An 18,716-nucleotide genomic window follows, 5' to 3' on the forward strand; every position below is an offset into this window, starting at 1 on the left:
CGCAATGACCGACCCGCTTAGTGCTTCCCTATTTGAAATGCGTTTACAGGATATTTACCGCAAACATCCCTGGATAAAATATGAAATATCCATGCAGGACTTTGTGAATCTCTTCCCTGTACGTTATAAAAATGGTAAGCCGTTGAAACCTGAACAGCCTGCATCAGTCGCCTTAGATAGAGATTTATTTCTTGAAGTACTTGTGGCGTTCAAGCAGTCGTTCAATTAAACGCCAAGTTCTTTCATCAGTTTATTAAGCGATTCCTTTAGCTCGGTTACCTCAGCCTCCAAAGCTGCAATACGGTTTTCTAATTGGCTATTGCTTACACGGCTGCTTGCACTGGTTTCCACATCGTCTTCAGTATAATCAATAGTTCCGCCAAGTAAATGAGCATAACGAACTTCTTTTTGTCCGGGGCGCTTCGGCAACTGCTGTAAATAAATAGTTTCGCCTGATGATAATTTGTCCAGTATCTCCTGCACCTCATCAAGCGATTCAAACTCATACATTCTGCCCGAATTGGTATTGATCTCGCCCGGCGTTTGAGGCCCACGCAATATCAGCAGGCATATTACTGCAACCTCGGCAGGTACAATAGGATAAACAATAGCGAAGTTGTGCTTATATTTTATTACACGGCTCCCCCCACCGGTTACTGTTGATATCAGCCCTTTCTTCTTTAAGGTATCAAGTGCTGAAATAACCGTCTCGTCATCATAATCAACCACCGGCTTGCGTGCGGTTTTTTGATTACACGCCGTAGTTAAGCTGTTAAGTGTAAGCGGATAGTATTCGGGCGTTGTGCGGGATTTTTCCATCAAACTGCCAAGTACACGCAGTTCAGTATCGGTAAGTACAGGTAATGCAGGTGTTTGCTCCATACGGCAAAAATAAACATCGGCATAACAATGGCAACAATAAAAAGCCCGGCAGCAGACGTGCAACCGGGCAATGTAATATGGTTGTTAGGGTGTTGATTATATTTAGTTATAAACTTTCACCATGAAAATAAAGTTCTGCAGCTTTTTTATCTGTTGCGTACGGCTAAGGCCGGCAAGCCCGTTACGACTGTTAAGCGTTAATGGTTTGCTAAGCGAATCAGCCGGAATGTTTTGAATAGCCTCCATCAGGTAGCTTGATTTTTTCGCGAACGATGAGGTTTCGTACTTTGATTGTTTTCCGCTGATAATACCAATAAGGTTACCACGGGTATCAAGCAACGGACCACCGCTGTTACCCGGGCGGGCAGCAATCGATACCTCATACGCTGTTGAATCGCCATCAAAACCCGAAGGTGAGGTTAAATATCCCGGGCTAAACCGGATAGCGTCAGACGGATAGCCTACTGTAAACACATCCTCACCTAAATCACTTTTACCTTTGCGGATATTATACGGAACAGAACCCAACGGTTTAAATGATTCATCGTTGATTTGCAGGAACGCGATATCATTTTGAGGTTCGGTGTAAATGATTTTTGCGTGGAACGATTCGCCATCCGCATTTTGTACATAAACTGAATCAGCGCCTTTTACAACGTGATAATTGGTTACCAGATAACCGTTTGAAGTAAGCGCGAAACCGGTACCGGCAAAGCTTCCCGGGTTGGTATTTTTTATAGCGGCTTTTACAGCGTTAACCTTATTGTCGAGATTACGGTTTTGCCTGCCAAGTATGGCTGTAGATTGTTTTACCTGCGCTATTTCCTGCCTTAACTGCATGTAAGCAGGATCATTGCGTTTTAAATTTCCGGTAAAGAACAAAGTAATAAGAACGGCGAAAATAGCTATTGATGCTGCTACAGATATTTTTGAGTGATGATGACGCCAAAGCTGTATGATCCAGTTTGGTTTTATCTGCAACTCTTCTTTAAGCGTATGTACATCTATTTCTTCATGAATAGCGTTCAGCCGTTCTTCCAGTTGCAAACGCTCTCCATAATGCTTTAAAGCAGCCAAAAAGCTTTTATGCTCGGCAATCTGCCTGTCAATATCCGGATTATTGCGGCGCAAATCCTCGAAACGCAAAAGCTCTTCGCCTTGCATTTCGCCGTTAAGATAACGGTCAATCGCTTCTGTTAAATTTCTGTCACTCATATCCCTACTAATTACCTTGCTGAAAGAACAGCTTTTTTAGCCTTTGCAGGCATTTATATTTTTGTGTTTTGGCGTTATCGGCATTGGTATAACCAAAACGCTCACATATATCTTGCATCGACCGGTTATGGATGTAAAAATCTTCCATAATGGTTTTACAAGGTTCGCCAAGCAATTTAAGCGCGTTTTCCATACGGCCAAACTGTATGTCACGGTCGGTATGTTTTTCAGCCTCATCCTCATCAGCCGGCGAATGCTCTTCAAAGTCCTTGATATCGCCGCTATACCTGTTTAACTGCGCCAGCCGTTTAAGCCAAAGCCTGCGGCTAACCGAATACAGGTAGGTTTTTAGCTTACTGCTTAATTCAAAATCACCCGACTTAACTTTGTTATAAAGAACTATAATAGCTTCCTGATATATATCCTTGGCATCATCACTGCTACCATTATTATTTATAATCAGTTGCAGCACCATCGGGAAATAAGCCACGTATAAACGCTTTAAAACCACTTCCGAGTTATTGAGTATTCCTAAAATTACTTCGCTGTCGGTTGGTACTGAGCTATTTGACTTGCTATTCACTATTAATACAATTTATGCGAAAATGTAACCCATTATCCATAAAAAAAAATTAATGTGATGAAAGTTACACACACCTTAATACAGGAGCGGTAGTAAAAGTAACCCTTAGTTTAACAAAGCTCTGATAACGACATTAAAATAACTTACGGCAAACAGAACATTTTAAATTTTCACAACACGGATGGGTTACCTTTTAGCGTTTCCAGTATAAAAGACCGTAACACTTAAAAATTATACAATATGAAAAATGCATTTAAATTAGGTTTTTTTGCTCTTGTTATTTCAGCTGCTGTTGTTGCCTGCGAAGGTAAAGGTGATAAAGGTTCTGATACTACTGTAACCGATTCTTCAACAATTGTTACTGATACTACTGCAGTTGACACTAATGTTACTACTGATTCAGCCGGTAAAGACACAACTGTTACTACTGAAACTGAGAAAAAAGAAACTGAAACTCACTAACACTGAGATATTTTTCAATAGAAAAGGTAATCCATTAATTTTTTTTCAAATTAATGGGTTACCTTTTATTATTTCGGGTATTAAGGTTAAACTATTAATCACTAATAAAAAAAAATTAAAATGAAAAACGCATTCAAATTAGGCTTTTTAGCCCTTGCTATCTCTCTTTCAGTTGCTGCTTGTAAAGGTTCAGGTTCAGCTTCAGAAGATTCAACTGCTACTGACACTACAGTAACTACTGACACTACAGTTGTTGATTCTCCAGCTGCTACTGATACTGCTGCTGCTGATACTGCTGCTGCTGATTCAGCTATGTAATTTTACAGCAAGTAAGATAAAAAAAGCTGCTCTGAATATCAGAGCAGCTTTTTTTATTTTAGTGGTGCAGTATTATTTTCTAAACATAGATACCAGCCACCATATAAGGCCAATCACAATCAGCACTACTATTATACCTACGTAATATCCGGCTTTAAATATATCGCCAACTACCGAACAACTGCTCAGGCCAACCATAGCCATCGCTATTAAAAATATGTTTATTCTTTTCATAAGGGTGATGTTTATCTGAATAACAGGATAGCAATAGGTATGTTTTTGATAAAGCCTATTTTAAACAAGTTGTTTATTTTAGCCGGGTGAATACAGATACCCTCGCTCCTAATTTTCTTTCGCTGAAAGATGTTACCATACGTTTGTTTGATAAGATTCTTTTTGATAAACTTACTTTTAATATAGCCAAAGGTCAGCACTGGGCATTAACCGGCCCAAGCGGATCGGGCAAGAGTGTGCTGCTGCAGGCCATAGCGGGTAAATTGAATATCATCCATGGCGAAGTAACCCTTGATTTTTATACTGAATATTGCACTCGTCATCCTCATCTGCCTGAAAACTTCACCTTTCACCAGTTAGTAGTATTGGTTGAGCCGAAGCATCACTTTAAAAATCTATCGAACACTACTGAATTTTATTATCAGCAGCGGTATAACTCATCCGACTCGGAAGACGCGTTAACAGTAAGTGAATATTTATGGGATATTAAACCAGTTATCGGTAATGATTACTGGACACTGGAAAAGGTAACCGAACTTTTAAATCTTGCTCCGCTGCGCGATAAACAACTAATAAAGCTTTCAAATGGCGAAACTAAGCGGTTAAGGCTTGCATCAGCTTTGCTGAAAAACCCTTTGTTGTTATTGCTTGATAATCCGCTGGCTGGACTTGATGTACAAAGCCGCGCCGAATTCAATGTGATTATTGAAAAGATAATCGCGTCGGGCATAACCGTTGTGCTTACTTCATCACCAGCGGAAGTACCTTTGGCTGTAACGCATGTTGCGGTGCTTGATCAGGGCACAATAAAAGAAACATTTACGCGAGCTGATTATCATTTCGACATTCAGCATGAAGAACTGTTTGCCAATGCTGATGAAGTAAAAGCCTTGATAGGTGAACAAGCAAATGTAGATTTTAACCACATCATCAACATGCAGAATGTAAATATCCGTTATGGCGACAACATTGTTCTGCAAAATGTAAACTGGGAAGTTAAACCCGGCGAACGCTGGGCGTTATTGGGTGCCAACGGGGCAGGTAAATCAACGCTGCTAAGTTTAGTGAATGGTGATAACCCACAGGCCTATGCTAACCACATTGTACTTTTTGATAAACGCCGTGGCAGTGGTGAAAGCATTTGGGATATTAAAAAGAAGATAGGTTTTGTTTCACCTGAACTGTACCAATATTTTCCGGCAGATAACAGCTGCCTGCAGGTGATAGAATCGGGTTACTATGATACCATCGGCCTGTTCAGGCAAAGCAACAAAACACTTTCCGACAAGGCCTTGCAATGGATGAAAGTTTTAGAGATTGGGAAGTATGCACGTGTACCCCTGCGCAACATCCCTGCCGCAGTGCAGCGCCTTTGCCTGTTGGCACGCGCGCTGGTAAAAAATCCACCGTTATTGATATTTGACGAACCCTGCCAGGGCCTCGACAGCCATCAGCAGGAACACTTTAAACAGGTGGTTGACACCATTTGCCGCATAAGTAATGTAACACTGATATACGTAACACATTATCAGCATGAGATACCGGATAGTGTGGATAAGGTTTTGAGGTTGGAAAAGGGAAAAGTGGTTTGAATGATTTAATAAGTATTATTCGTACTGGCATCAATATAAGATCTTACATAATAAATTTTTTTCTCTTTTAAATTTCTTGCTGCATACAAACTGCCAATTCTAATAGCAGTGAAATTGTTTTTATTCAAACTATCCATGTTCAAGAACCAATTAGGTAATAAATTTCTATTTTCCTTTGCTTTACGTTCAAACAAAGAAAATTTAATTTGTATTTCAGTGTTTGCAAATACCGAGTCATAAAATTTATTTTCGGAATAATTAAATGTACCTACGGAAGCATAATATTTAATATATGATATATTGCGCAAATTGTAAGCGTCAGTAGAAATTATCTCCTTAGGAAATGCTCCTGTTATCCGTAAATTATTTTTGGTGGTATCATACAACTGTTCATAAGTTTCAAAATTGCGTTCGTAACCATCCGAATATTGTTCGCCACCACATGAGCAACCAATACAAAAGCTTAATGATATAATAAGTTGATTAAGATATTTCATTGTTATATTAAATAAGGTAAGATATCTGCTTAATATAATTAAATCATATAAATAACTATTTATGTGCGAACTTCAATCCACCAAATTTACACGCCCTTTACAACCATTATATAATATAACTTCAACAACCACTATATTTGTTGTATGAATACGGCCGACCTGCTGCAGCGCGCCCTGCAATTTGATTTTTTGAGTTTGGAAGAAGGGGTTCACCTGTATCACAACGCCCCTACCGCGGCGCTTATGCATGTGGCTAACCAGTTGCGTAAAATACAGGTTCCACATGGTAAAGTTACCTGGCAGATAGACCGTAATGTAAACACTACCAACGTTTGCATAGCCAACTGCAAGTTCTGTAACTTTTTCCGTCGCCCGGGGCACGAGGATAGCTACATTACTGATATTGAAACCTATAAACGCAAAATTGAGGAAACCTTTCGTTATGGTGGCGATCAGCTTTTATTACAAGGCGGCCACCACCCCGATCTTGGTCTTCAGTTTTATGCCGACCTGTTCCGTCAGCTAAAAGAACTTTACCCAACGCTTAAACTGCATTCATTAGGTCCGCCGGAAATTGCGCACGTAGCCAAACTGGAAAGCATGAGTCATTACGATGTGCTGAAAGAGCTGCAAGCTGCCGGCCTTGATTCACTACCGGGAGCAGGTGCTGAAATACTAAACGACCGTGTACGCCGACTGATATCAAAAGGAAAATGCGGTGGCAAAGAGTGGCTGGATGTTATGCGCGCGGCACATAAGCTTAACCTGCCAACATCGGCTACCATGATGTTTGGCCATGTGGAAACCATTGAAGAGCGCTTTGAGCATTTGGTATGGATCCGCGAAGTGCAAAGCGAAAAGCCTGAAGGAGCTTATGGTTTTACCGCATTTATTCCGTGGCCTTTTCAGGACGATGGCACATTACTACGCAAAGTACGTGGCATTACCAACAATGTTACCGGCGATGAATACTTGCGTATGATAGCGCTTAGCCGCATAATGCTTCCAAACATTAAAAATATACAAGCCTCATGGTTAACGGTTGGTAAACAGGTAGCACAGCTGTGCTTGCACGCAGGCGCAAATGATTTTGGCTCGATAATGATTGAAGAAAACGTGGTGTCGGCAGCGGGTGCACCTCACAGGTTTACAGCGGCAGGTATACAGCAGTCGATACGGGAAGCGGGTTTTGAACCACAGTTGCGTAACCAGAAATACGAGTGGCGCGAAATGCCGTCACAAATAGAAGAGCAAGTAATTAACTATTAAAATACAAAAGGCCCGTCACCGGGCCTTTCTATTGTAACGCTATTGCTTAATCAGCGTTAGATACAATAAATGATCCTATAAGCAGGTCTTCTACTTCAGTACGGGTTAGCGGCTCATCGAAAGCTGCTGTTGCCGAACGAACGTCGGCACTGTTACCTGTTTCGGGTAAGGTAGTAACGTCAACACCTAAATGGGTAACGTTCTGCTCTTTATCGTAGTTACCATTCACCTGACTAATACCTGTATCATTACCCGCTGTAGCGGTGCTTTCAATCCACGGCTTTAACGCTGCGCTAAATTTAGTATGTAGTAAATGACGTAAAGCTGCCGCGTGACGTGCCTCAACCGCATGTATTGATAACGCGGCAGTTAGCACAACCTGATTACCCAGCAAAGCCGGCGCCTGGCCTTTATAGGCACGCACACCGGTATCTTCAAACGCAGTTGCAACCTTTAAAAAAGTGGCATAATCGCTGAACACCGTAGCAAACGGACCATCGTTACTGCCATTGCCACCTGTAAAATCAAACTGCAGCGACGCACGGTCGACAGGCTGTTGCTTCAAACTATCCTTAATAACACTTTTCAAAAACAACACGTGTGCATCTTCGTCACGGCTTATTTTGCTGATGTAATTATTACGATCGGCAGTAGGTATCAAACCACCTTTATCAAGCCCGATATTGTAAAAAGACGATTCCAGGTATTCAAGCGTAAGAGCAAAATTCAAAACATTTGCCACATCGGCAGCGGTTCCGCCTGTTTGTGCGTAGGCCTTTTTAAACATGGTGCCCAAGGCAAAAGGTAATGCCGCTGCTGCTACTTTTGAACCAAAGCTGGTTATGTTTTTTATAGCCGAGCGGCGTGGGTTCATCCGGTCAGCAATTTCCGGGTCAACCTTTTCTATTTCTTCAATTATGTTGAATAAATTCATTTCAGTAAAAATTAATGGTTACAAATTTTTAGCAGATATCTTGGTTGTTAAAAACGCATTAGCGATGCTAACCACCTCTTTTGGCGTACGCACAATGTTCAATCCGCTTGCGTTTACCTGTGCGTTAGTTACAAAGCTGCCCGGTTCAAGCAGTTCGGCAATTACTGCCGCATGCCTTGCTTCTACCGAAGCGATCTTTCCGGCTACTGTGAGGTAATCGGCGCTTTTCAGCATGTAACCCGCACCATCATATGCGGTTACGCCAAGGTCTTCAAAAGCCTTCGCTGTAGCCAGTACACTTGCACGGCTGCTAAAATCTATACTACTGAAATTTGGAGTTAATCCTTTTATGGCATTTCCTGCCAATGCTTTTTTAAAGAATTCGCGGTGCGATACCTCATGGTCGCGTATGTCGCTCAGGTACATTTTTTCCATATCGGTAATGCCGCTATACCACGAATCGGCAACTTTCACATAGAAAGCCGCTTCAAGCTGTTCAAGTGCATAAGCAAAATTCAATATGCCCACATCGCCTGATCCTACGTCTGTTTTGTCTGAACTGCCGCCGCCAGACATATCTTCATTATCATACTCGGTTCTTGAACTACAGGATTGTACCGTGGCAAGCCCTGCCACCGCAACACCTGCGCCGGCATAACGCAAAAAGGCCCGCCTTGCCATTTTTGCATCATGCTGTAAGTTTTGTGTTTCTGTTTTCATGATTGTTGATAATTGTTTATTATTTAATGGTAGATACCGTATTTTTACCCATACAGTTTTTGTTTTATCATAAACTTCTTACAACTATTGGGGGTTGAAAGTCTAAAAAGTGCGATTTTAAATGGATAAAGCGGAATTATTTATTGAGGCTCTGATATTTTCGTCTGAACAAAGTATACGGTTGGAAGAAATAGCCTACTGCCTTCAAAGCGTTTTTGAGCGCGACTTTCTGTTAAACGAAGTGGCTAAAAACCTTGCCAACATCCAGGAAAAATACAGCAGTGATAATTTTGCCATCGAACTGGTAAGGGTTAATAACGGCTACCAGTTTCTAACTAAAAAAGATTTTCATCCGGTAATCAGCTTATTACAGGCGCAACGATCCAAAAAGAAGCTTAGCCAGGCTGCCATGGAAACACTGGCCATTATTGCCTATAAACAGCCTGTTACAAAAACCGATGTTGAGCAGATACGCGGCGTTAACTGCGATTACTCGATTCAAAAGCTTTTAGAAAAAGACCTGATTGTTATTTCGGGTAAGTCTGAAGCAGTTGGCAAACCCATTTTATACAGCACCAGCCCTATGTTTATGGACTATTTCGGCATAAATTCTATTACCGAACTTCCTCACATTAAAGATTTTGCGGCAGACACATCAAGCATAGGAAATATAGCCGAATAAATTTTTAGTTTTCTTTACAGAAAAACGGATTTTAATTATTTTTACTGAACAGAAGCTGACCTTCAGCACACATTCAAATAAACAGTTGATAAACAGTATTACCATAATAGCAGTATATGGGAGCGCCAAAAAAACCAGCTAACAAAAAGATCGACCCAAAAAACGCCGGCCCGAAGAAGCCGGGATTAGCCGATAGTCCGAAACCTCAAAAAAAGGTCATTGAAGATGATGATGACTTTGAAGAACAACTGGATGATTTGGATGGATATGAGTCGTTTGATGATTATGACGACGATGATGACGATTACAAATATTAATTAAGCCATACAGGCATCGGTACCCAACCGATGCTTTTTTTATATTTGGCTTTGTACAATGACTACTAAACAAGTTGACAGCAAAGCTACCCGCGAAGCATTTTTAAAGGTTGCACACCGCGTTTATCAAAATGATGATAACTGGATAGCACCACTTAACCAGGATATTGAAGCGGTATTTGATCCGCAAAAAAACAACTTTCATACACATGGCAAATGTATCCGCTGGATACTTATTGATGATGACGGAAAACCCGCCGGTCGTATCGCCGCCTTTATAAACTATCAAAAAGCTTACAATTACGAACAGAATACAGGTGGTGTAGGTTTTTTTGAGTGTATCGATAACCAGGAGTATGCCTTTACGTTGTTTGATACCGCAAAAAACTGGCTGAAGGCCGAAGGCATGGAGGCTATGGATGGCCCTATAAACTTTGGCGAAAACGACAGCTTTTGGGGGCTGCTGGTTGAAGGATTTACACCGCCATCATATGGTATGAATTATAATCCGCCGTATTATAAGCGCTTTTTTGAGAGATATGGCTTTACTACATTGTATGAGCAGATCACTAATCACTTAGATGCCAATAAGCCTTTCCCCGATAGATTTACAAAGATTGCCCAACGGGTTATAAACGCTCCGGCAAATGAGTTCAGGCACTTGCGCGCATCACAAATTAAGCAGTTTGCAGCCGACTTTATTGAAATATATAACGACGCATGGCAAGATTTTGAAAACTTTACTCCGCTCACCTACTCAACTGTACTGGAAAGCTTTAATAAAATGAAGCTTATTATGGATGAAAAGCTGGTGTGGTTTGCTTACGTAAATGGTGAACCGGCCGCATTTATGGTGATCGTACCTGATGCTAACCAACTTATAAAGGGCTTTAACGGAAAGTTGGGGATAATTGAGAAACTAACATTTTTGTATCGCAAGTGGAAAGGCGTAAACCGGATGCGGGCCATTGTAATGGGCACAAAAAAGCGCTTCCAAAACCGCGGACTTGAATCTGGTATAATTATTAAATTGAAAGAATACGTTTTGTCGCTAAAACAATATGAAGAGCTTGAACTATCATGGGTAGGCGACTTTAACGAAAAAATGATGGCTATCCATCAAGCAGTAGGTGCCACTTTTGGAAAGCGGCACCTAACTATGCGGTATATTTTTGATAAATCAGGAAGTTAAGCGGATATTACGCGGTAACTTTTTTTACCCTTAGTTCTTCAAAAAGCTCGATAACTTTTTTCTGCAGATCGATAACTTCCGTTTCGCGCTCGGTTAACCTTTTATGAATGGTTTCAAGCTCGTTAGCAAATTTTTGCTCTTCTTCAGTATCGTTGAACGTAAGCAGCTGCACTACCGACATTTCAAACAAAGTAGCTATCTGTTCAAGGCGTGATAGGTTAATATCTGTAATACCTGTCTCGATCTTTGAAAAAGCGGGAATAGATATGTCTAACTTTTTTGCAACATCTTCCTGGCTCCAGCCTTTTTGATGGCGTAACAACCTGATTTTTTTTCCCAGTGTTTTCATTTTAATTTAATTAAGGACGTAGGTTTCTCAATAGTTAATAAAGTTACAACTTTACTTTTATAAGTACTAAATATTATTTACAAAAAGAGTAATTTATTTTTCAACATGTTTAAATCTATTCCACCAAAGTTACCCGAGCTCATCATCAGCAAGTTGCTGTTTTCCAGTTTAATGCTTTCGAGATATCTAAGCAGTTCCGCCGGATCGCTAAAAAATATCAGCCTGTTATCAGCAAACGCAGCTTTCACATCTTCGGCACTGTAAGGCTCCAGCCTTTTTTGCTCAAAAGTTTTCTTGTCAATAAAAACTACAGGCACATCAGCCAGTTGCATGCTACCTGCGTATTCACTTAGAAAGTCTTTGTTCAGGCTGCTAAATGTATGCAATTCTATACAACCAATCAACTGTCTTTCAGGAAATTGTTTTTTCACCGCCTCAATGGTTGCTTTAAGTTTTGAGGGTGAATGCGCAAAATCTTTATAGATGCTTGCTGTATCATTTTTACCAAGCAACTCAAGCCGGCGGGCGGCGCCTTTAAAAGATGTGATCGCGTTATAAAAATCAGTGGTTGTAATACCCAACTGTTCGCAAACAAGCCTTGCTGCCTCAATATTCATCAGGTTATGCTGGCCAAAAACGTTAAGTTTATAAATATTATCATCAAAAATAATATTTGTAATACCGTTCTCAACTGCATATTGCGGCAATAAATATGGCAGCTTATCAACACTGGTTTCTGTAGCTGCAACCAGCTTGTTTAGTTCCTCATCGGCACTGCAATAAATAAGCTTACCTCCAGGCTGTATGGTTTCTATAAATATCCTGAACTGCTCAACGTAGCTTTCAAACGTTGGAAAAACATTAATATGATCCCACGCTATACCACTTATAACGCCGATATCAGCTTTATAAATATGAAATTTGGGTCGAAGATCTATCGGCGAAGCCAGATATTCATCACCCTCAATTACAATAACCGGCGCATCGGTAAGCTGCACCATAGTTTCAAAACCTTCAAGCTGTGCCCCTACCAAATAATCAAACTGCTTACCTTTATGCTGCAGCACATGCAGTATCATTGAGGTAATACTGGTTTTGCCATGGCTGCCCCCAATTACTACACGCAGCTTATTTCTTGATTGCTCATATATATAATCGGGATATGAATATATTTTCACACCCAGATCCTGCGCTTTTAAAAGTTCAGGATTATCAATACGGGCGTGCATGCCTAATATTACCGCGTCAAGATCGGCTGTGATCTTTTCCGGATACCAGCCTTCCTGCTGTGGTAGCAAGCCGTATTTCGCTAAACGTGACGCCGACGGTTCAAAGATATGATCGTCTGACCCGGTAACGTTAAACCCCTTTTTATGTAAAGCGATGGCCAGATTGTGCATAGCACTGCCACCTATAGCTATAAAATGAACCCTCATGTATTTGTGCTTGCCGGGATTGTCTTTACAAATTAAGTAAAAAATATCCGTTTAAATTAATTAGCCTTTATAAACTTAGCAGCAACCCAATCCTGTTTGGTTTTATGATTGCTGTAATTCAGCCCATATTTTGCCGCTTCAGTTTTTATGATATCCAAATCAGGCTCAGCATAAAAGCCGCTGAAGTATATTTCGCCACCTTGCTTCAAAACTTCCGCATAGCGCTCCATCTGATCGATAAGTATATTACGGTTGATATTTGCCAAAATAATATCAAAAAGCGTATCAGGTATCACTTCTTTCGACCCACACAAAGGCAATATGTTGGCAACACGGTTTAAAGCAGCATTTTCTATAGTGCTGTCATAACATACCTCATCATAATCAATAGCCGTAACTTTTTGAGCGCCCAACTTTGCTGCCATAATCGCTAAAATGCCGGTACCGCAGCCCATATCGAGTACACTTTTCCCTTCAAAATCATTCTCAAGCATAAGTTCAAGCATCATCGATGTGGTTTGATGATGCCCTGTGCCAAATGCCATTTTAGGGTCGATAATGATCTCATACGGAAAGCCCGGACGCGACGGATGAAATGTGGCACGCACATATATCTGGTTGCTTATTTGTATCGGCTCAAAATTGCTTTCCCACTCCTGGTTCCAGTTTTTTTGCGGAATAATATTTACGTCGTAGTTAAAAGCAAACATATCTGCATAGGGTAGCAATTGCTCGTCAAGCAGCACTTTATTAAACTGATTTACGGGAATATATGCAGTAAAGCCGTCGGCTTTTTCTTCAAAGGTATCAAAACCAATAGCCGCCAGCTCATCTATAAGCAGGTCTTGCTGGTAATCTTCTGCATCCGGTAAGCGGAAGTGAAGTTCGTAATAATCCATTATTTAATTGGTTTTCTTATACTGAGAACAGGTCGTCAATCAATACGACATAAAAGTTTTCAAGGTCGCTAAAACTCAGATGATAAAATGAAAAACATAGAAATATTATGCAGATAATGGAATAATTACCATAACCTTTTTTAACAAGACTGTAACCTAAAAATGCTATCAGCATTATCATCAGCAACAGCCATATCAGCACAACACCTATATCCTGCCCGAAATCAGACAGATCATCAAAAAAAATATTGACCAGCAGAAAACAGCCTCCTGTTAACAGCAGCCATAATAAAAAAGTATTCTTCACTAACGCTTAGTTCTTCTTGGTTTATAATCGGCAGGTTACCGAAATATTAATGCAATATAAACGAAGCGTCAATGAAAAAAGTTGCCTTTAGTTAAAAACTTTTACAATGTCAGCAAAATCTCTTGATTTAAGCGATGCACCGCCAATCAGTCCGCCGTCAATATCAGCTTGCGCAAACAACTCAGGCGCGTTTTTAGGATTACAGCTACCCCCATAAAGGATGGTGATGCTATCAGCAACTTGCTGGCTGTATTTTTCGGCAATTTCACTACGTATGAAAGCGTGTATTTCCTGCGCCTGCTCTGATGTAGCGGTAACACCGGTACCAATAGCCCAAACAGGCTCATAAGCAATAACTATTTTGCTGAATGCAGCCTCATCTAAATGATACAAGCCCTCTTCAAGCTGTGATTTGATGATGCCGAAATGCGAACCTGCTTCACGCTCCTGCAGGGTTTCACCAATACAAAATATAGGGGTTAAGCCATTAGCCAAAACGGTGTCAGCTTTTTTAGCTAACAACTCGTTGGTTTCGCCAAAGTACTGACGACGCTCTGAGTGGCCAAGGATTACATATTGGGCACCTGTTGACTTGATCTGTTTTGCCGAAATTTCACCGGTATAAGCACCGCTTTCGGCCTGGTGAGCGTTTTGAGCGCCTACCGCAACTTTATAACCTTTTGCCAATTGCGTAAGGCTATGCAAATGGATAAATGGGCTGCACACAATAACTTCCTGCTGGCCTGTTACTTCATCATTTATAATGTTAATTACTTCCGAAAACAGGCTCAGGCCTTCGTTATAGTCAAGGTTCATTTTCCAGTTACCGGCAACAATTTTTTTTCTCATGATACTATTGTTTGTGATTTACTTATATTAATTGATGAGCAGCTTAAGCCGCAGTTAAAAATTCCTGTATGGTTTTGTAAGTTCAAATACTTTTTCGAGTATGTCTTGTTCAGCCTTGCCAAAGCTACGGTGCTCGCGTCTTTCAAAAACCCTTTCGGTGGTTTCAAATACTTTTTTTAATCCGTAGGTTTCAAAGCCATGTGCGCCGCCCCAGGCAAAATCCGGTATAAAGTTACGCGGATATCCTGAACCAAACACATTAGCGCTTACACCAACAACGGTACCTGTGTTAAACATGGTATTAATGCCACACTTTGCATGATCGGCCATAATTAGTCCGCAAAACTGTAAGCCTGTTTTACGGAAACGCTGTGTAGGATAATCCCACAGGCGTACTTCGGCATAATTATTTTTAAGGTTCGAATTATTTGAATCGGCGCCTATATTGCACCACTCACCCAGTACCGAGTTACCCAGGTAACCTTCGTGGCCTTTTGACGAATATCCCCAAATAACCGCGTTATTGATCTCGCCCCCTACCCGGCTGAACGGCCCTATGGTGGTAGCGCCATATATTTTAGCGCCCATTTTTACCTGCGAATCATTACACAAGGCAAATCCGCCGCGGATGTGTGTACCTTCCCAAACCTCGGTATTAGCGGCAAGATAGATAGGGCCGTTTTTAGTATTAAATGTTGAGCATTCGGCAACAGCGCCTTCCTCAGCAAAAAAATCCTCACCAATAATAACATTGGTATTGCTTACTGACGCACTTGTGCGGCCTTTGGTAAGTAAGGCAAAATCCTTTTTCAGCTCAACAGCATTCAGTTTGAATATATCCTCAGGATAATGAACAGAAACAAACGTGTCGGTATAATCAATCACTCTGCTGAATGATGCATCAGCGCTGAAACTTTCAATATCGCTTCTGTTCACTTTAATAGCAATCAGCAAGTCGCCTGCCTTTAAAGCTTCGCCGGTTTGCAGTTTGTCAACAGCTTCATGTAAACCATCATCCGGGCAAACTGATCCATTAATAAACAGGTTTTCTTCAGAAGCTATAAAAGGAAACTTGGCCTGGAGGTATTCGCTGGTATGATATGAAAAATCAGTGTTTAAATATTTGGCCCATTTTTCGGCAATTGTTAATATACCTATGCGCAAATCGGCAACCGGGCGGGTGTAAGTAAGCGGCAAGAGGGTTTGCCGGGCATTGTCGTCGAACAGTATGATCGCCATGGCGCAAAAATAAAAAAAGTCCCGACTGGAAAGCCGGGACCTGTAAATATTTTATGATTGAAGCAATTACTTTTTAGCGTAACGGCTACGGAATTTGTCGATACGACCAGCGGTATCAACCAATTTCATCTTACCGGTATAAAACGGGTGTGAAGTATGCGAAATCTCTAATTTAACCAGTGGATACTCGTTACCATCTTCCCATTTTACAGTTTCACGGGTATCGATGCATGATTTAGTGATGAAAGAATAATCGTTTGACATATCCTTGAAAACCACTAACCTATAATTTGACGGATGCAGATCTTTTTTCATTGCTTTAGCTTCTTTCTTTATAAAAGAGGCGCAAATATAGTGTTTATTTTAGAAAGTAAAAACAGCAATGCAAAAAAGTTTACCACACTATTTCACTGAAAATTAAAGCCAAAGCAAATTTAATGTTAAGGAATATCACTTCCTTAAAAACAGAAATTATAAACCGTTAGTTAATATCCCTTGCGGCCCCATACATATTATACCGCAACATCTTCATATGAGCAATACTACCACTGAAAATATAAAAGAACAACGGGAAGAAGCCTACGCGTTTTACAAAGAGGCATTAGATACATTAAATGCCACTAACACCCGCTTTATGCTGGGCGGCGCCTTTGCCATGTTTAAGTACACCGGGATTTACCGTGACACCAAAGACCTTGATGTTTTTTGCAAGGCAAGCGAGTATCCGAAAATATTAAAATGCTTCGCCGAAAAAGGCTACCGCATTGAACTTACCGACGTGCGCTGGCTGGCAAAGGCCTTTAAAGGAGATTATTTTATCGACATAATTTTTGATACCGTAAACAACATTTGCACGGTTGACGACTCGTGGTATGAACATGCTACCGAAGGGGAGTTTGCAGGCGCTAATGTGAAATTTCTGCCGGCCGAAGAATTGATATGGTGTAAAATTTATGTACAGAACCGCGAACGCTTTGATGGCGCCGATGTGAATCATATTATACTGAAACAAGGCAAAAACCTGAATTGGGAACGCATACTGTACCGGCTCGACCAGCACTGGCACCTGCTGCTGGCGCAACTGATTATCTTCCAGTTTGTTTACCCGGCCGATTACCACGACATTATACCAAAATGGCTTTTTGACGAGCTGATGCGCCGCGCGAATGAACAATATGACCTGCCGCCTGCTGTTGAAAAAGTAAGCCGTGGCCCGGTTATTGACCAAACACAGTATAGTATTGACATTAAAGAATGGAACTATAAGGTTTCAACCATAAAAACCGTTTGATGATGGAATCTAAGAAAATTATAGCCGCTGTTGGAGACATACACATACGAGATACGGATAAAGGTAAATGGGTAGACTGCTTTAAAGAACTCTCCCGTAAAGCGGATATACTGATCATTACCGGCGACCTTACCGATACCGGCGATGAAAGCGAAGCACATATTCTGGCTGATGAATTGAAAGCCTGTTCGATACCGGTTGTTGCCGTATTAGGTAACCACGACTATGAAAAAGGCCGCCATAAACTGATCCGCCAGGTTATGCAGCAGGCCGGTGTGCACATGCTTGATGGTGAAGCCATAGTGATTGATGGTATCGGCTTTGCCGGGGTGAAAGGTTTTGGCGGCGGCTTTGACAATCACCTGCTATCCATGTTTGGAGAGGAAGCCATGAAAGCCTTTGTACAAGAAGCGGTTAACGAAGCCCTTAATCTTGACAGAGCCCTTGCCCGCATTGACCAGGAGCATGGCGACATTCCCAAAATTGCCGTTTTGCACTATTCACCGTTAAAGGCTACCGTTGTTGGCGAACCTTTGGAGATATTTCCATTTCTGGGCTCGTCGCGTCTGGCTGAGCCGCTGATACGCCGTAATGTTAAGGCCGCATTTCACGGTCACGCACATATTGGCACCCTTGAAGGCGAAACACACGGTATAAAGGTTTATAATGTAGCCAAGCCTATATTAAAGCAGGTAGGATATGATCTGCCGTTCTTTTTATTTGAGGTGGAGGTGTAGATCAGTTTTTCATCCTGAAAAAAGTGGTCTCACCGTATTGGTTACTACTCATGATAAGCGTATCGCGACCTTTAAATCTTATTTGATAAGAGTCTTCAGTATCTTCATAAGTGATCTTTACAGAATCGCCGGTTACTTTGTAAGGATAATTAGTGAAATGATCAGTATAGTAAAATGTATTCTCATCAATTTTAAATACTGAATTTTGATCGGGACCGTCAGCCCAAATACCTATCAGGTTCTTACTTATTTCGGCATTAGCATTTAATTGCTTGTTGGTGTGTACCGAAGCTAATTCAACGTCTCTTTTTGATTGTTTAATTGTGATCTGTTGTTTTGGTTTTGAGTTATTATTACAGGCGATTAATAATACTACATAAATAAATAAATAAATAAATAAATAAATAACAGTATTTTTTGCATAATTTAATTTATCTGTATTCTATCTCGAATTCATTAATATTAATGCATACATCATTAAAAAAGCTCTCAATTCTCACTGAAAAGTCTCCAAGCTTTTTTTGATCAATCTTATAATTAAGCCAAATAACTTTTAAGGGCAAATCAACCCAACCTGTTAAACAATCCCAAAGCGCATCTAAATTTTCACCATAATAATGCGGGAGTTCCAACTCTTGCTTTAAAATTTTGTGAAATTCAGCTTCATTAGCAATACTATTCCCGTCAATTGATATTTCCATATCCCTGATAA

The 18,716-nt window shown here is 40.8% G+C and carries 25 protein-coding genes; 10 read left to right on the plus strand and 15 right to left on the minus strand.

Annotated features, from left to right (window positions below; genetic code table 11):
• Positions 1-4 precede the first annotated feature (4 nt).
• The gene (locus tag EOD41_RS11065; protein WP_127704879.1) at positions 5-229 is read left to right on the plus strand and encodes a hypothetical protein; all 225 of its coding nucleotides are present in this window, start codon (positions 5-7) and stop codon (positions 227-229) included.
• On the opposite strand, the gene EOD41_RS11070 is transcribed toward EOD41_RS11065, so the two are convergent.
• The 3 genes from EOD41_RS11070 to EOD41_RS11080 form a co-directional block, all read right to left on the minus strand.
• On the minus strand, positions 226-882 hold the full coding sequence (locus EOD41_RS11070; RefSeq protein ID WP_127704880.1) for a YceH family protein: 657 nt from the start codon (positions 880-882) through the stop codon (positions 226-228). The two genes, EOD41_RS11065 and EOD41_RS11070, sit on opposite strands and share 4 nt — an antisense overlap.
• Before the next feature lie 102 nt (positions 883-984).
• Positions 985-2,097: a S1C family serine protease gene (locus EOD41_RS11075; RefSeq protein WP_127704881.1), complete on the minus strand. Its 1,113-nt coding sequence runs from the start codon at positions 2,095-2,097 to the stop codon at positions 985-987.
• 7 nt (positions 2,098-2,104) lie between these two features.
• Positions 2,105-2,680, minus strand: a complete 576-nt coding sequence (locus tag EOD41_RS11080; RefSeq protein WP_127704882.1) for an RNA polymerase sigma factor — start codon at positions 2,678-2,680, stop codon at positions 2,105-2,107.
• 240 nt (positions 2,681-2,920) lie between these two features.
• Here EOD41_RS11080 and EOD41_RS11085 point away from each other — a divergent pair, with 240 nt between their 5' ends.
• Both EOD41_RS11085 and EOD41_RS11090 read left to right on the plus strand, forming a co-directional pair.
• Positions 2,921-3,142 (plus strand): hypothetical protein, encoded by a 222-nt coding sequence (locus EOD41_RS11085; RefSeq protein ID WP_127704883.1) that lies wholly within the window; start codon positions 2,921-2,923, stop codon positions 3,140-3,142.
• A gap of 120 nt (positions 3,143-3,262) precedes the next feature.
• Positions 3,263-3,460 carry a hypothetical protein gene (locus tag EOD41_RS11090; RefSeq protein WP_127704884.1) on the plus strand — a complete coding sequence of 66 codons (198 nt, stop codon included), beginning with the start codon at positions 3,263-3,265 and terminating at the stop codon, positions 3,458-3,460.
• Positions 3,461-3,532: 72 nt separating this feature from the next.
• On the opposite strand, the gene EOD41_RS11095 is transcribed toward EOD41_RS11090, so the two are convergent.
• A complete protein-coding gene (locus tag EOD41_RS11095) occupies positions 3,533-3,694 on the minus strand; it encodes a phosphatidate cytidylyltransferase (RefSeq protein ID WP_127704885.1) in 162 nt (53 codons plus the stop codon).
• 86 nt (positions 3,695-3,780) lie between these two features.
• Between EOD41_RS11095 and EOD41_RS11100 the strand changes: the two genes are divergently transcribed.
• Complete coding sequence (locus EOD41_RS11100) at positions 3,781-5,286, plus strand: ATP-binding cassette domain-containing protein (RefSeq protein WP_127704886.1); 1,506 nt, start codon at positions 3,781-3,783, stop codon at positions 5,284-5,286.
• Between the two features lie 5 nt (positions 5,287-5,291).
• Here EOD41_RS11100 and EOD41_RS11105 read toward each other — a convergent pair whose 3' ends face one another.
• A complete protein-coding gene (locus EOD41_RS11105; RefSeq protein ID WP_127704887.1) occupies positions 5,292-5,783 on the minus strand; it encodes a hypothetical protein in 492 nt (163 codons plus the stop codon).
• A gap of 144 nt (positions 5,784-5,927) precedes the next feature.
• Here EOD41_RS11105 and mqnC point away from each other — a divergent pair, with 144 nt between their 5' ends.
• Positions 5,928-7,052, plus strand: coding sequence for a cyclic dehypoxanthinyl futalosine synthase (gene mqnC, locus EOD41_RS11110; RefSeq protein WP_127704888.1), 1,125 nt, complete (start codon positions 5,928-5,930; stop codon positions 7,050-7,052).
• Between the two features lie 46 nt (positions 7,053-7,098).
• Here mqnC and EOD41_RS11115 read toward each other — a convergent pair whose 3' ends face one another.
• Positions 7,099-7,986: a ferritin-like domain-containing protein gene (locus EOD41_RS11115; protein ID WP_127704889.1), complete on the minus strand. Its 888-nt coding sequence runs from the start codon at positions 7,984-7,986 to the stop codon at positions 7,099-7,101.
• 18 nt (positions 7,987-8,004) lie between these two features.
• The gene (locus EOD41_RS11120) at positions 8,005-8,706 is read right to left on the minus strand and encodes a ferritin-like domain-containing protein (protein ID WP_127704890.1); all 702 of its coding nucleotides are present in this window, start codon (positions 8,704-8,706) and stop codon (positions 8,005-8,007) included.
• 121 nt (positions 8,707-8,827) lie between these two features.
• Here EOD41_RS11120 and scpB point away from each other — a divergent pair, with 121 nt between their 5' ends.
• The 3 genes from scpB to EOD41_RS11135 all read left to right on the plus strand — a co-directional run bounded on the left by scpB (position 8,828) and on the right by EOD41_RS11135 (position 10,897).
• Positions 8,828-9,388: an SMC-Scp complex subunit ScpB gene (gene scpB / locus EOD41_RS11125; RefSeq protein ID WP_127704891.1), complete on the plus strand. Its 561-nt coding sequence runs from the start codon at positions 8,828-8,830 to the stop codon at positions 9,386-9,388.
• A gap of 116 nt (positions 9,389-9,504) precedes the next feature.
• Complete coding sequence (locus tag EOD41_RS11130; protein WP_127704892.1) at positions 9,505-9,705, plus strand: hypothetical protein; 201 nt, start codon at positions 9,505-9,507, stop codon at positions 9,703-9,705.
• Between the two features lie 58 nt (positions 9,706-9,763).
• Positions 9,764-10,897, plus strand: coding sequence for a GNAT family N-acetyltransferase (locus tag EOD41_RS11135; RefSeq protein ID WP_127704893.1), 1,134 nt, complete (start codon positions 9,764-9,766; stop codon positions 10,895-10,897).
• A 7-nt stretch (positions 10,898-10,904) separates the two neighbouring features.
• Here EOD41_RS11135 and EOD41_RS11140 read toward each other — a convergent pair whose 3' ends face one another.
• The 7 genes from EOD41_RS11140 to EOD41_RS11170 all read right to left on the minus strand — a co-directional run bounded on the left by EOD41_RS11140 (position 10,905) and on the right by EOD41_RS11170 (position 16,291).
• Entirely contained in the window at positions 10,905-11,246 is a 342-nt protein-coding gene (locus EOD41_RS11140; protein ID WP_127704894.1) for a helix-turn-helix domain-containing protein, read from the minus strand.
• Between the two features lie 77 nt (positions 11,247-11,323).
• Positions 11,324-12,682 (minus strand): UDP-N-acetylmuramate--L-alanine ligase, encoded by a 1,359-nt coding sequence (locus tag EOD41_RS11145; RefSeq protein WP_127704895.1) that lies wholly within the window; start codon positions 12,680-12,682, stop codon positions 11,324-11,326.
• Positions 12,683-12,738: 56 nt separating this feature from the next.
• Positions 12,739-13,581: a 50S ribosomal protein L11 methyltransferase gene (prmA, locus tag EOD41_RS11150; protein WP_127704896.1), complete on the minus strand. Its 843-nt coding sequence runs from the start codon at positions 13,579-13,581 to the stop codon at positions 12,739-12,741.
• 16 nt (positions 13,582-13,597) lie between these two features.
• Positions 13,598-13,888, minus strand: a complete 291-nt coding sequence (locus EOD41_RS11155; protein WP_127704897.1) for a hypothetical protein — start codon at positions 13,886-13,888, stop codon at positions 13,598-13,600.
• 87 nt (positions 13,889-13,975) lie between these two features.
• Entirely contained in the window at positions 13,976-14,737 is a 762-nt protein-coding gene (gene tpiA, locus EOD41_RS11160; RefSeq protein WP_127704898.1) for a triose-phosphate isomerase, read from the minus strand.
• Between the two features lie 54 nt (positions 14,738-14,791).
• Entirely contained in the window at positions 14,792-15,976 is a 1,185-nt protein-coding gene (locus tag EOD41_RS11165; RefSeq protein ID WP_127704899.1) for a GlmU family protein, read from the minus strand.
• A 66-nt stretch (positions 15,977-16,042) separates the two neighbouring features.
• Complete coding sequence (locus tag EOD41_RS11170) at positions 16,043-16,291, minus strand: type B 50S ribosomal protein L31 (RefSeq protein WP_022834046.1); 249 nt, start codon at positions 16,289-16,291, stop codon at positions 16,043-16,045.
• A gap of 217 nt (positions 16,292-16,508) precedes the next feature.
• On the opposite strand from EOD41_RS11170, the gene EOD41_RS11175 reads away from it, so the two are divergent.
• Positions 16,509-17,267 carry a nucleotidyltransferase gene (locus EOD41_RS11175; protein ID WP_127704900.1) on the plus strand — a complete coding sequence of 253 codons (759 nt, stop codon included), beginning with the start codon at positions 16,509-16,511 and terminating at the stop codon, positions 17,265-17,267.
• A complete protein-coding gene (locus EOD41_RS11180) occupies positions 17,267-18,004 on the plus strand; it encodes a metallophosphoesterase family protein (RefSeq protein ID WP_127704901.1) in 738 nt (245 codons plus the stop codon). Before EOD41_RS11175 ends, EOD41_RS11180 begins: the two co-directional genes overlap by 1 nt.
• A 431-nt stretch (positions 18,005-18,435) precedes the next feature.
• Here the strand turns inward: EOD41_RS11180 and EOD41_RS11185 are convergent, their stop codons facing one another.
• Positions 18,436-18,705: a barstar family protein gene (locus EOD41_RS11185; RefSeq protein ID WP_127704902.1), complete on the minus strand. Its 270-nt coding sequence runs from the start codon at positions 18,703-18,705 to the stop codon at positions 18,436-18,438.
• Positions 18,706-18,716: the final 11 nt, after the last annotated feature.

This window comes from Mucilaginibacter limnophilus, assembly GCF_004005815.1.
In the GTDB taxonomy this organism is placed as follows: Bacteria; Bacteroidota; Bacteroidia; order Sphingobacteriales; family Sphingobacteriaceae; genus Mucilaginibacter; species Mucilaginibacter limnophilus.